General features: G+C 73.2%; 11 protein-coding genes. 9 read left to right on the forward strand and 2 right to left on the reverse strand.

Features of this window, described 5'->3' with window-relative positions; translation table 11 throughout:
* Positions 1-474: 474 nt before the first annotated feature.
* A complete protein-coding gene (locus AE652_RS21775) occupies positions 475-1,296 on the forward strand; it encodes a purine-nucleoside phosphorylase (protein WP_049654087.1) in 822 nt (273 codons plus the stop codon).
* A gap of 190 nt (positions 1,297-1,486) precedes the next feature.
* Positions 1,487-3,211: a phospho-sugar mutase gene (locus tag AE652_RS21780; RefSeq protein ID WP_049654088.1), complete on the forward strand. Its 1,725-nt coding sequence runs from the start codon at positions 1,487-1,489 to the stop codon at positions 3,209-3,211.
* A gap of 68 nt (positions 3,212-3,279) precedes the next feature.
* On the opposite strand, the gene AE652_RS49275 is transcribed toward AE652_RS21780, so the two are convergent.
* Positions 3,280-3,960: a PH domain-containing protein gene (locus AE652_RS49275; protein ID WP_049654090.1), complete on the reverse strand. Its 681-nt coding sequence runs from the start codon at positions 3,958-3,960 to the stop codon at positions 3,280-3,282.
* A gap of 106 nt (positions 3,961-4,066) precedes the next feature.
* Here AE652_RS49275 and deoC point away from each other — a divergent pair, with 106 nt between their 5' ends.
* The 5 genes from deoC to AE652_RS21810 all read left to right on the forward strand — a co-directional run bounded on the left by deoC (position 4,067) and on the right by AE652_RS21810 (position 8,813).
* The gene (deoC, locus tag AE652_RS21790) at positions 4,067-5,053 is read left to right on the forward strand and encodes a deoxyribose-phosphate aldolase (protein WP_079272367.1); all 987 of its coding nucleotides are present in this window, start codon (positions 4,067-4,069) and stop codon (positions 5,051-5,053) included.
* 5 nt (positions 5,054-5,058) lie between these two features.
* Complete coding sequence (locus AE652_RS21795; RefSeq protein WP_049654092.1) at positions 5,059-6,555, forward strand: aldehyde dehydrogenase family protein; 1,497 nt, start codon at positions 5,059-5,061, stop codon at positions 6,553-6,555.
* Positions 6,548-7,450, forward strand: a complete 903-nt coding sequence (locus tag AE652_RS21800; RefSeq protein WP_049654094.1) for an aldehyde dehydrogenase family protein — start codon at positions 6,548-6,550, stop codon at positions 7,448-7,450. The genes AE652_RS21795 and AE652_RS21800 overlap by 8 nt, the downstream gene beginning before the upstream one ends.
* A 257-nt stretch (positions 7,451-7,707) precedes the next feature.
* Positions 7,708-8,118: a hypothetical protein gene (locus AE652_RS21805; protein WP_049654095.1), complete on the forward strand. Its 411-nt coding sequence runs from the start codon at positions 7,708-7,710 to the stop codon at positions 8,116-8,118.
* A 56-nt stretch (positions 8,119-8,174) separates the two neighbouring features.
* Positions 8,175-8,813 carry an ATP-binding protein gene (locus tag AE652_RS21810; protein ID WP_079272368.1) on the forward strand — a complete coding sequence of 213 codons (639 nt, stop codon included), beginning with the start codon at positions 8,175-8,177 and terminating at the stop codon, positions 8,811-8,813.
* 185 nt (positions 8,814-8,998) lie between these two features.
* On the opposite strand, the gene AE652_RS21815 is transcribed toward AE652_RS21810, so the two are convergent.
* On the reverse strand, positions 8,999-9,982 hold the full coding sequence (locus tag AE652_RS21815) for a SigE family RNA polymerase sigma factor (protein WP_369808315.1): 984 nt from the start codon (positions 9,980-9,982) through the stop codon (positions 8,999-9,001).
* A 269-nt stretch (positions 9,983-10,251) separates the two neighbouring features.
* On the opposite strand from AE652_RS21815, the gene AE652_RS21820 reads away from it, so the two are divergent.
* Complete coding sequence (locus tag AE652_RS21820) at positions 10,252-10,929, forward strand: response regulator transcription factor (RefSeq protein ID WP_049654100.1); 678 nt, start codon at positions 10,252-10,254, stop codon at positions 10,927-10,929.
* A 63-nt stretch (positions 10,930-10,992) separates the two neighbouring features.
* Positions 10,993-12,537 (forward strand): HAMP domain-containing sensor histidine kinase, encoded by a 1,545-nt coding sequence (locus AE652_RS21825; RefSeq protein WP_049654103.1) that lies wholly within the window; start codon positions 10,993-10,995, stop codon positions 12,535-12,537.
* Positions 12,538-12,649: the final 112 nt, after the last annotated feature.

Here is a 12,649-nt window from a genome sequence, read left to right on the forward strand (position 1 = left end):
CCGGCGCTGGGCCGCGCCCGGCACGGTGTACCGGCCGCTCGGGAAGAAGTCCGCGGTGAACGCGTCCACCCGGGCCGCCAGGTCCACCGGCGCGGGCCCGGGCGGCGCCGCGGGCGGCGGGTACCGGCTGTCCGTGTTCCCCATGGCGGTCGACCCCGTCCTGGCGCCCCGCCGGAGCCGCGGACCGGACCGGCGACGAAGGATCGGCCCCCCCTCGGCCCCTCGGGCCCCGACCGTCACCGTAACGCCGCCGGCCCCGGACCGGCCCGCCGGGAAACGGGCCACGACGGCACGCGCACGAAGCGACCGCCCGGAGGGAAAGGCCCGGCGCGGCACCCGGGTTGTGTGCGATCCGACGGCCCGCTCACCCGAAAAGCGTCACCGAGCTGTGTTTTCGGGTCAACCGGGTAACGATCCGGCATGCCGCGGCTGAATTTCTACGCGCGTAGCCGAAACCCGTCTATCCTCTGACCCGTGAACGCTTCTCCTCAGTCGGTCGTCTCCGCCGACCCCTACGCCGCCGCCCAGGCCGCCGCCGAGCGCCTGCGCGAGCTGACCGGTGCCGAGCGGCACGACGTCGCCCTGGTGATGGGCTCCGGCTGGGTGCCGGCCGCCGACGCCCTGGGCGAGACCGTGGCCGAGTTCCCGGTCACCGAGCTCCCGGGCTTCCCCGCCCCCGCCGTCGCCGGCCACGCCGGCACGATCCGTTCGGTGAAGATCGGCGACAAGCGCGCCCTGATCTTCCTCGGCCGCAACCACTACTACGAGGGCCACGGCGTGGCCACCGTCGTCCACGGCGTGCGCACCGCCGCCGCGGCCGGCTGCGGCATCATCGTGCTGACCAACGGCTGTGGCGGCCTGCGCCAGGGCTGGACCCCGGGTCAGCCGGTCCTGATCAGCGACCACATCAACCTGACGGCGGACTCCCCGATCGTCGGCGCGAACTTCGTCGACCTCACCGACCTGTACTCCAAGCGCCTGCGCGAGCTCTGCCGCGAGATCGACCCGTCCCTGGACGAGGCCGTCTACGTCCAGTTCCGCGGCCCGCACTACGAGACCCCGGCCGAGGTCAACATGGCCCGGGTCATCGGCGGCGAGCTGGTCGGCATGTCCACCACCCTGGAGGCCATCGCCGCCCGCGAGGCCGGCAGCGAGGTGCTCGGCATCTCCCTGGTCACCAACCTGGCCGCCGGCATGACCGGCGAGCCGCTCAACCACGCCGAGGTGCTGGAGGCCGGCAAGGCCTCCGCCGAGCGCATGGGCGAGCTGCTGGCGAAGGTCCTTGAGCGGATCTGACGCCCGGCGGGCGCAGAATCATGACTGACGGGGCCCACGGGCGGCGTGATCCGCTGATCACGCCCTCCCGTGGGCCCCGTCCGCATGCGCGACCCCCTTCCTTGCGGAACCCTCCGGTCCCAGCGGAACCCTCCCGACCCACAGCGGAACCTCCGGCCGACACACCGACGCACGTCCCCATGGAGCTGGCATGACGCAGGCACCCACCACCGACCTCCTCGCCCGGGCCCGGACCTGGCTGGCCGAGGACCCCGACCCGCAGACCCGCGAGGAGCTCGCCGCCCTGCTGGCCCGGGCCGAGGCCCCGGAGGTCGAGACCGACGGCAAGCTCGCCTGGGCGGAGCTCGCCGAGCGCTTCTCCGACCGGCTCCAGTTCGGCACCGCCGGCCTGCGCGGCGAACTCGGTGCCGGTCCGATGCGGATGAACCGCGCCGTGGTGATCCGGGCCGCCGCCGGCCTGGTCGCGTACGTCAAGCAGCAGGGCCTGGGCGACCTGGTCGTCATCGGCTACGACGCCCGCCACAAGTCGTACGACTTCGCCCGCGACACCGCGGCCGTGGTGGTCGGCGCCGGCCTGCGCGCCGCGCTGCTGCCGCGCCCGCTGCCGACCCCGGTGCTCGCCTTCGCCGTCCGCCACCTGGGCGCGGCCGCCGGCGTCACCGTCACCGCCAGCCACAACCCGCCGCAGGACAACGGCTACAAGGTCTACCTGGGCGACGGCTCGCAGATCGTCCCGCCGGCCGACGCCGGGATCGCCGCCAGGATCGACGCGATCGGCTCGCTCGACGACGTCCCGCGCGCCGCGTCGGGCTGGGAGGTGCTCGGCGAGGAGGTCGTCGAGGCCTACCTGGACCGGGCCGTCTCCATCGTCGACGAGCACGGCCCGCGCGACCTGGAGGTGGTCTACACCCCGATGCACGGCGTCGGCCGCGACACCCTGGTCGCCGCGTTCCGCCGGGCCGGCTTCCCCGCGCCCACCGTGGTCGCCGAGCAGGCCGAGCCCGACCCGGACTTCCCGACCGTGGCCTTCCCCAACCCGGAGGAGCCGGGGGCGATGGACCTCGCCTTCCGCACCGCCGCCACCGTCGGCCCGGACATCGTGATCGCCAACGACCCGGACGCCGACCGCTGCGCGGTGGCCGTCCCCGTCAACGGCAACGCGGCCGGCGCCGGCAACGGCACCTCCGGCTGGCGGATGCTGCGCGGCGACGAGGTCGGCGCGCTGCTCGGCTCGGCCCTGGTCGCGAAGAAGGCCGAGGGCACCTTCGCCACCACCATCGTCTCCGCCACCCTGCTCGGCCGGATCGCCGAGGCCGCGGGCCTGGGCTACGCCGAGACGCTGACCGGCTTCAAGTGGATCTCCCGCGCCCAGGGCCTGCGCTACGGCTACGAGGAGGCGCTCGGCTACTGCGTCGACCCGCAGGGCGTCCGGGACAAGGACGGCATCACCGCCGCCCTGCTGGTCGCCGAGCTGGCCGCCACGCTCAAGAAGTCCGGCCGCACCCTGTCCGACCTGCTGGACGACCTGGCGCTGGAGCACGGCCTGCACGCCACCGACCAGCTCTCCGTCCGGGTCCAGGACCTCTCGCTGATCGCCGACGCCATGCGCCGCCTGCGCGAGCAGCCGCCGACCGTGCTGGCCGGCCTCCGGGTGACCCGCGCCGACGACCTGTCGGCCGGCTCCGCCGAGCTGCCGCCCACCGACGGCCTGCGCTACTACCTGGCCGGCGAGGGCGTCCGCTCCGCCCGCATCGTGGTCCGCCCCTCCGGCACCGAGCCCAAGCTCAAGTGCTACCTGGAGGTCGTCCTCCCGGTCGCCTCGGCCGCCGACCTGGCCCCGGTCCGCGAGCGCGCCGCCGCCCTGCTCGCCACCGTCAAGCGGGACCTCGCCGACGCGGCGGGCATCACCGCCTGATCCCCGCGCACACGTGGAGGGGCCCGCCGGTCGTGACCGGCGGGCCCCTCCGTCGCGTTCGCGCGGTGTCAGACCGCGATGACGGTGATCAGCGCGACCAGGCCGAGCAGGGTGGGGGCGATGACCCACCAGCACCAGCGGACCTCGACCGGGCCCGCGGCGGCGGGGCGGGCGGCGTTGCGCTCGGCCAGCTCCTGGAGGACGGCGGTGACCTGGTCGGACCAGGCGCGGGTGGGGTCGGGCGAGCCCTGGACGACCGGGTTGGTCCGCTTGGCCATCCCCAGCCCCAGACCGGTCCGGGAGGCGTGCTCGGCGGCGCTGGGGTTCTGCGCCCGGGTGGCCCGCTTGCGCTGCCGCAGCGACACCGGCACCGCCCAGACCTGGAACTTCTTCCCGCCCGCGAGCAGCTCGACCGAGTACCCCGCGCGCAGCGCGTCCACCGAGGCCCACGGCGCGACGACGGTCCGCCACGGGTTGCGCACCACCAGCCGGTCGCGGCCGGCCGTCACGGCCGGGCGCAGCGTGTACGCGATCACCGGGAAGGCGAACACCGGCACCGCGGCGAGCGAGACGTACGGCGTCTTGCCCGTCCCGCTCACCACCGCGTCGCCGATCAGCCAGGCGGCGACCACCAGCAGCAGCACTCCGGAGATCACACCGGGGACAGAGCGGTACACGCGGTCCGCGTACTCGGGCTCCCCGTCGGGGGCGGCGGGGCCCTGGCCGGGCTTGCCGTCGGAATCGGTCATGTCGACGATTCTGCCCCATGCCCCTCACCCTGAGGTCTCGGTCCGGCCACGAATGGCAGGTGCCCTGGCGGCCCACTACGCGCGTAGATATGCTGCTCTGGTGACTATGTCCACTGTTGCAGCCAATGCCCTCGGCGTTGCGGGCAGCGGCCTTCAGGACGTTGCTGCGTCCGAGGCCTCGCTCCGCCGGTTCCTGCACGGCCTGCCCGGCGTCGACCAGGTCGGCCTGGAGGCGCGTGCCGCCGCTCTCGGTACCCGCTCGATCAAGACCACGGCGAAGGCGTACGCCATCGACCTGGCGATCTCGATGATCGACCTGACCACGCTGGAGGGCGCGGACACGGTCGGCAAGGTGCGCGCACTGTGCGCCAAGGGCAGGACCCCCGACCCGACCGACCCGACCACCCCCCGCGTCGCCGCCATCTGCGTCTACCCGGACATGGTCGCCACCGCGAAGGCCGCCCTGGAGGGCACCGACATCCAGGTCGCCTCCGTGGCCACCGCCTTCCCGGCCGGCCGCGCCGCCCTCCCGGTCAAGCTCGCCGACACCGCCGACGCGGTGGCCGCGGGCGCCGACGAGATCGACATGGTGATCGACCGCGGCGCCTTCCTCTCCGGCCGCTACCTCGACGTCTTCAACGAGATCGTGGCCGTCAAGGAGGCGTGCAAGCGCCCCGACGGCAGCTCCGCCCACCTCAAGGTGATCTTCGAGACCGGCGAGCTCCAGACCTACGACAACGTCCGCCGGGTCTCCTGGCTGGCGATGCTGGCCGGCGCCGACTTCATCAAGACCTCCACCGGGAAGGTCGCCGTCAACGCGACCCCGCCGGTCACCCTGCTGATGCTGGAGGCGGTCCGCGACTTCCGCGCGGCCACCGGCGTCCAGGTCGGCGTCAAGCCCGCCGGCGGCATCCGCACCACCAAGGACGCCATGAAGTACCTGGTGATGGTCAACGAGACCCTCGGCGACGACTGGCTGACCCAGCACTGGTTCCGCTTCGGCGCCTCCAGCCTGCTCAACGACCTGCTGATGCAGCGCCAGAAGCTGGCCACCGGCCGCTACTCCGGCCCCGACTACGTGACGGTGGACTGATCACCATGGCCAAGAAGAAGAACACCGAGGAGCCCGTGGCCAAGCCCGCCGGCGGCCTCTTCGCCTACGCCCCGGCCCCCGAGTCGCCGGCCGCCGCGGGCGACATCGCCACCTCCTACGGCCACTTCATCGGCGGCGAGTTCGTCGACTCCTCCGGCAACGAGGCCCTGAAGACGGTCAACCCGGCCACCGAGCAGGTGCTCGCCGAGTTCGCCCAGGGCACCGAGGAGGACGTGGACCGCGCGGTCGCCGCCGCCCGCAAGGCCTTCGCCGACTGGTCGGCGCTGCCCGGCAGCGAGCGCGCCAAGTACCTGTTCCGGATCGCCCGGATCATCCAGGAGCGCAGCCGCGAGCTGGCCGTGCTGGAGTCGATCGACAACGGCAAGCCGATCCGCGAGACCCGCGACGTCGACCTGCCGCTGGTCGCCGCCCACTTCTTCTACTACGCGGGCTGGGCCGACAAGCTGGACTACGCCGGCTTCGGTCCCAACCCGAAGCCGCTGGGCGTGGCCGGCCAGGTCATCCCGTGGAACTTCCCGCTGCTGATGCTGGCGTGGAAGATCGCGCCCGCGCTGGCGACCGGCAACACGGTCGTCCTGAAGCCGGCCGAGACCACCCCGCTGACCGCGCTGCGCTTCGCCGAGATCTGCCGCCAGGCCGGTCTGCCGAAGGGCGTCGTCAACATCGTCACCGGCGACGGCCGCACCGGCGCCGCGCTGACCTCCCACCCGGACGTCAACAAGGTCGCGTTCACCGGCTCCACCCCGGTCGGCCGCGCCATCGCCAAGCAGCTGGCCGGCACCCGCAAGAAGCTCTCGCTGGAGCTGGGCGGCAAGGCCGCGAACATCGTCTTCGACGACGCGCCGATCGACCAGGCCGTCGAGGGCATCGTCAACGGCATCTTCTTCAACCAGGGCCACGTCTGCTGCGCCGGTTCGCGCCTGCTGGTCCAGGAGTCCGTCCAGGACGAGCTGCTGGACGCCCTGAAGCGCCGGATGGGCACCCTGCGGGTCGGCGACCCGCTCGACAAGAACACCGACATCGGCGCCATCAACTCCGCCGCGCAGCTGGCCCGGATCACCGCGCTGACCGACGCCGGCGAGGCCGAGGGCGCCGAGCGCTGGTCGCCGGCGTGCGAACTCCCGGGCACCGGCTTCTGGTTCAAGCCGACCCTGTTCACCGGCGTCAGCCAGGCCCACCGGATCGCCCAGGAGGAGATCTTCGGCCCGGTCCTGTCGGTGCTGACCTTCCGCACCCCCGCCGAGGCGGTCGAGAAGGCCAACAACACCCCGTACGGCCTCTCCGCCGGCATCTGGACGGAGAAGGGCTCGCGCATCCTCTGGATGGCGGACCGCCTCAGGGCCGGCGTGGTCTGGGCCAACACCTTCAACAAGTTCGACCCGACCTCGCCGTTCGGCGGCTACAAGGAGTCGGGCTACGGCCGCGAGGGTGGCCGCCACGGTCTGGAGCCCTACCTGAATGTCGAGGCCCTCGATGTCTGATGTCGCAACGCGTCTTGACGTCTTCAAGACCTACAAGCTGTACGTCGGCGGGAAGTTCCCGCGCTCCGAGAGCGGGCGGGTGTACGAGGTGACCGACTCCAAGGGCGAGTGGCTCGCCAACGTCCCGCTGGGCACCCGCAAGGACACCCGTGACGCCGTCCTGGCCGCCCGCAAGGCGGTCAAGGGCTGGGCCGGCACCACCGCGTACAACCGCGGCCAGGTGCTGTACCGGGTGGCCGAGATGCTCCAGGGCCGGCGCGAGCAGTTCGCCGCCGAGGTGGCCGTCTCCGAGGGCATCGGCCCGAAGAAGGCCGCCGCGCTGGTGGACGCCGCGATCGACCGCTGGGTCTGGTACGCGGGCTGGACCGACAAGGTCGCCCAGATCGCGGGCGGCGCCAACCCGGTCGCCGGTCCGTACTTCAACCTCTCCTCCCCGGAGCCGACCGGTGTGGTCGGGGTCGTCGCCCCGCAGGCCGGGTACGGGCACTCGCTGCTCGGCCTGGTCTCGGTGATCGCCCCGGCGATCGCCACCGGGAACACGGTCGTGGTCGCGGCCGCCGCGGACGCCCCGCTGCCCGCGCTGTCGCTGGGCGAGGTGCTGGCCACCTCGGACGTCCCGGGCGGCGTGGTCAACATCGTCTCGGGCCGGACCGCGGACATCGCCCCCACCCTGGCCTCGCACCAGGACGTCAACGCGCTGGACCTCACCGGGGCCATCGCCGCCGACGGTCCCGGCGCGGCGTACGCGCTGGAGGCGGCCGCCGCGGATACCCTGAAGAGGGTGGTCCGTCCGGCGCTGGACCCGTTCGCCCAGGACTGGACCAATGCGCCGGGTACAAAGCGGCTACTCTCGTTCCTGGAGACGAAGACGGTCTGGCACCCGAAGGGGATCTGACCTCCGGTACTCCGGGTAACAACTCCACAGACTGGCCGTCCCCAGTGCCCTCACCCCCCAGGGCCCGGACGGTCACAGGACGGACCCGCGCCTCTCCCCCCCTGGCGCGGGTCCGTCGGCGTTCCCGGGGTGCTCCCGCCGTCGGCCCGTCGACTTTCGTCACCCGCGCCGCCGACTTTCGACGCTCCCGCCCGCCCCACCGGCCCGGCCAGAATCACCGGTGACGGAGACGGCCGGGGGAACGACCGGGGGGACGCATGGGCGAGTTCATCGGCGAGCTGATGGCACTGTTCGCGGACGGCTTCTACCGCACGTGGCACGTGGCCCGCACCAGGCGGCGGCTGGCCGCGGGCCGCCCGGTCAGGGTGCCCTGCTCGGCCCGGTCCGAGCGGCAGCCCGACTACGTCAACGGCAGCCTGCGCATCAGGCCGGGCACCGACACCGTGGCCCTGGTCACCCGCGACACCGACCGGCGCGAACTGCCCGCCGGCGGGACCTTCCACGAGCCCGAGCCCGACACCTGGCACAGCCCGGACTGGGCCGCCACCGCCTACCTGCCGCCCGGCGCCGACGAACCGGTCTACCTCCAGGTGGACAGCCGCTACCTGCCGATGGTCCACGTCGCCCTCGCCGACCCGGCGTCACAGTCGAAGCCAGGGGCACGGTAGAAGGTCCGCCCCGGCCGGTTTCGGCAACCGGCCGGGATGCGTCAGACTGGTGTCCCGTGAGTGACTCCCCCATGAACCCCGCACCGACCGGGCATGCCCGGGTGATCCTGCTCTCCGGGCCCTCCGGGTCGGGGAAGTCCTCGCTCGCCGAGCGCAGCGGCCTGCCGGTGCTCCAGCTCGACGACTTCTACAAGGACGGGGACGACCCGACCCTGCCGCGGCTGCCGGACGGCGCCGTCGACTGGGACTCCCCGCTGGCCTGGCACCGCGACCAGGCCGTCGCCGCGATCCGCGCCCTGCACGAGCACGGCCGCACCGACGTCCCGGTGTACTCGATCCCGGACAACGGCCGGATCGGCACCCGCGGCCTGGAGCTGGACGGGGCGGACGCGTTCATCGCGGAGGGCATCTTCGCCGCCGAGATCACCGCCGAGTGCGCCGAGCAGGGCCTGCTCGGCGACGCCCTGTGCCTGCGCAACGGCGCGCTCACCACGGCCTGGCGCCGGCTGCGCCGGGACGTCCGGGAGGGCCGCAAGTCGCTGCCGGTGCTGCTGCGCCGGGGCCTGCGGCTGATGCGGGCCGAGCGGTCCATCGTCGGACGGCAGGTCGCGCTCGGCTCGTACGCGTGCGCCGGGCCGGAGGCCGAGCGGCGGATCCGCGCCGCGACCCGGGCCGGCGAGCTCTCCGCCGCCTGAACCCCGTACGGCCGAGCCCGGTACGGCCGAACCCCCAGGGCATGACGAAGGGCCCGGTGCGTCTCCCCCGCACCGGGCCCTTCGCCTTCCCCGAACGGTCTTCGGCTCCCCCACGGGCGTGCTCCCCCGAGCCGCTGCCCCCGGACCGTGACCGTCCGCTTCCCGTCCCCCGACGGGAGTCCTCGTTACGCGACCAGCTCGCCGAACGCCCGGACGGTGTCGCCGGACTTGTTCAGGTGCTCGTCCTCGCGCAGCCGGCGCAGGGCGCGCCAGATGCTGCTCTTGACCGTGCCGACGCTGATCCCCAGCACGCCGGCGATCTCCGGGTCGGTCTTGCCCTCGTAGTACCGCAGCACCAGCATGGTGCGCTGGTTCTCCGGCAGCTTCGCCAGCGCCTGCCAGAGCACGGTGCGCAGCTCGGTGCCGCCCATCGCGTCGGTGTCGCCGGCCGTCTCCGGCAGCTCCTCGGTCGGGTACTCGTTGACCTTGCGGCGCCGCCAGGCGGAGATGTGCAGGTTGGTCATGGTGCGGCGGAGGTAGCCCCCGACCGCGGCCTTGTCGGTGATCCGGCCCCAGGCCCGGTAGGTGCTGAAGAGCGCGCTCTGCAGCAGGTCCTCGGCCTCGTAGCGGTCACCGGTCAGGTGGTAGGCCGTGGCGTACAGGGAGGCGCGGCGCTCGCGCACGTACGCGGTGAACTCCGTGATGTGGTCCTCCGCGACGGCCGGGTGCTCCCCCTGCGCGCCTCCCTGCCCGGCCTCGGTGGTGCGGGCCGCCGCGGGGTTCAGCCGCAGCAGCGTCGCACCGGCGGCCTCGCGACCGGTCGGCTCCCCCGAACCGACCGTCCGCAGACCGTTCCCCCCGGTCCCCCGGTTCCCCCCCGGGGCGTCCTTGCCCTCGACGCGGACGGGGAGGATCCCCCGCAGCGTGAGGGTGGTGGCGGAGTCGGCCGAACTCCCCAGACGGCCGATCCCGTACAGCTCCCCCGTCCTGCCGCCGCCGCTCACCCGACGGGCGACAGGATTTCCACCGGTGCTGTGCGCGCACCCCCGCACGGTCACGGCACCGGAGTTCTCGTCGGTCCTGACCTCGTACCGGGTCCGGTGGGACGTGGCTGACGAACGCGCGGTGCGGACAGCCGGGTTGGTCCGGGTCTGAAGCGTGGCGTTCATCGTGCGCCCCCTGGGTCGGTACGAGCGGTTCCGGTAGCCGCCCTTCAGCCGGCCTTGCGGCCCGCTGTCCTGCGGCGACATGGAAAATCCTGCCCGCCGGTTGTGATGGCGCTGTCCGCCGACTGTCACAGGGGTGTCACAGGAGCCGTCCGAATGTCCCGGACCGCCCCCCTGTGAACCTGACGCCGGTGGCACGCGTTCCGGTTCCAGAAGGGACGGTGGGTGGTCCGGGGGGTGATTCGGCGCTGCCGGTGGGCCAAAATGGGGCCGTGCCTTTCCTCCTTCTGATCGAGGACGACGACGCCATCCGGACCGGCCTCGAACTCGCCCTCACCCGCCAGGGCCACCGCGTGGCCACCGCTGCCTCCGGTGAGGACGGTCTGCGTCTCTTCAAGGAGCAGCGGCCCGACCTGATCGTGCTCGACGTGATGCTGCCCGGCATCGACGGCTTCGAGGTGTGCCGCCGGATCCGCCGCACCGACCAGCTGCCGATCATCCTGCTGACCGCCCGCTCGGACGACATCGACGTGGTGGTGGGCCTGGAGTCCGGCGCGGACGACTACGTCGTGAAACCGGTGCAGCCGCGGGTGCTGGACGCCCGGATCCGGGCGGTGCTGCGGCGCGGCGAACGGGAGAGCTCGGACTCCTCGGCCTACGGCACCGTGGTGATCGACCGCGCGGCGATGACCGTCACCAAGGACGGACTCGACCTCCAGCTCACCCCGACCGAGCTGCGGCTGCTGCTGGAGCTCAGCCGCCGCCCCGGCCAGGCGCTCTCCCGCCAGCAGCTGCTGCGGCTGGTCTGGGAGCACGACTACCTCGGCGACTCCCGCCTGGTGGACGCGTGCGTGCAGCGGCTGCGGGCCAAGGTCGAGGACGTGCCGTCCGCGCCGACGCTGATCCGCACCGTCCGCGGGGTGGGCTACCGGCTGGACCCGCCGGCCTGACCCCGCGACCCGGCCGCCGGCCCCTCCCCCGACCTCTGAACTCCCGTACCACGACAGGCTCTTGTGACTGACCATCAGACGACTGCCCGGCGGTTCTCGACGGGCCGGTGGCGTCGGCTGCGCTCCCTGCGGGTGCGGCTGATCGCGGTGTTCGCGGCCGTCGCGCTGCTCGCCGCCGTCTCGGCCTCCGGCATCGCGTACTGGCTGAACCGCGACGCGGTGCTCAAGCGCGCCCAGAACACCGTGCTGAACGACTTCCGGGTCTCGCTCACCCGCAACGTCTCCGACCTGCCGCTGAACGCGACCTGCCAGGAGCTGGCCTCGCTGGCGTCCACCGTGGCCAGCTCCGGCCTGACCTACGACGTGGTGGTGGTCGACGCGGCGCACCCGGAGTGCCCGGCCTCCTCCGACCCCGCGCACTTCACGCTGGCCGACGTGCCGACCGCGCTGCAGTCCACCGTCGCCAAGCCGCGCGAGATCACCGAGAACAACCCGTACCCGTACCACCTGTACTGGCAGCGGCAGAACCTGGAGGGCCGGCCGTTCGTGATCGGCGGCACCAAGGTGGTGCCGAACGGCCCGACGGCGTACATGTTCAAGTCGCTGGAGAACGAGCGGGCCGACCTCAACACCCTGGGCTGGTCGCTGGCGATCGCCACGCTGTTCGCGCTGATCGGCTCGGCACTGCTCGCCCAGGCCGCCTCGGCCACCGTGCTGCGGCCGGTCAAGCGGCTCGGCGACGCCGCCCGGCGGCTCGGCGAGGGGCACCTGGACACCCGGCTGGAGGTCGACGGCTCGGACGAGCTCGCCGACCTGGCGAGGACCTTCAACCGGACGGCGGAGCAGCTGCACGAGCAGGTCGAGGAGCTGAGCGCGCGCGAGGCGCAGAGCCGGCGGTTCGTCGCCGACATGTCGCACGAGCTGCGCACCCCGCTGACCGCGATGACCGCCGTGACGGACATCCTGGAGGACGAGGCCGAGTCGCTGGACCCGATGATCGAGCCGGCCGTCCGGCTCGTGGTCAGCGAGACCCGGCGGCTGTCCGACCTGGTGGAGAACCTGATGGAGGTGACCCGCTTCGACGCCGGTACCGCCAGGCTGGTCGCCGACGAGGTGGACATCGCCGACCTGATCATGTCCTGCATCGACGGGCGGGCCTGGTACGACGCGGTCGAACTGGACGCCCCGCGCGGCATCCTGGCCGTGGTCGACCCGCGCCGGCTCGACGTGGTCTTCGCCAACCTGATCGGCAACGCGCTGAAGCACGGCGGCTCGCCGGTGCGGGTCAAGGTCCGGCAGGACGGGGAGTCGGTCGTGGTCGAGGTCTCCGACAGCGGCCCGGGCATCCCGGAGGACGTGCTGCCGCACGTCTTCGACCGCTTCTACAAGGCGGACCGGGGGCGGGCCCGCTCGGAGGGCAGCGGCCTCGGCCTGTCGATCGCGATGGCCAACGCGCAGATACACGGGGGAACGATCACGGCGGCGAACGGGGAGGTCGGCGCGGTGTTCACCCTGACGCTGCCGCTGGCCCCGCCGCCTCCGCCGTCCGCGGGCGAGGCCGAGGGCGGCCCCGCCGGCGACGCCGCCGAGGACAAGGACGCCACGTGACCAGCCCCACCGACACCGTTGTCCCCCGCACCGTCCTGCGCCGCGGCGCCGGCGTGCTGCTGCTGGTCGCGCTGGCCTCCGGCTGCGGCATCCGGCCGACCGCCGTGCCGGT

The sequence above is a fragment of the Kitasatospora sp. MY 5-36 genome (genome assembly GCF_001182915.1).
Classification (GTDB): Bacteria; Actinomycetota; Actinomycetes; order Streptomycetales; family Streptomycetaceae; genus Kitasatospora.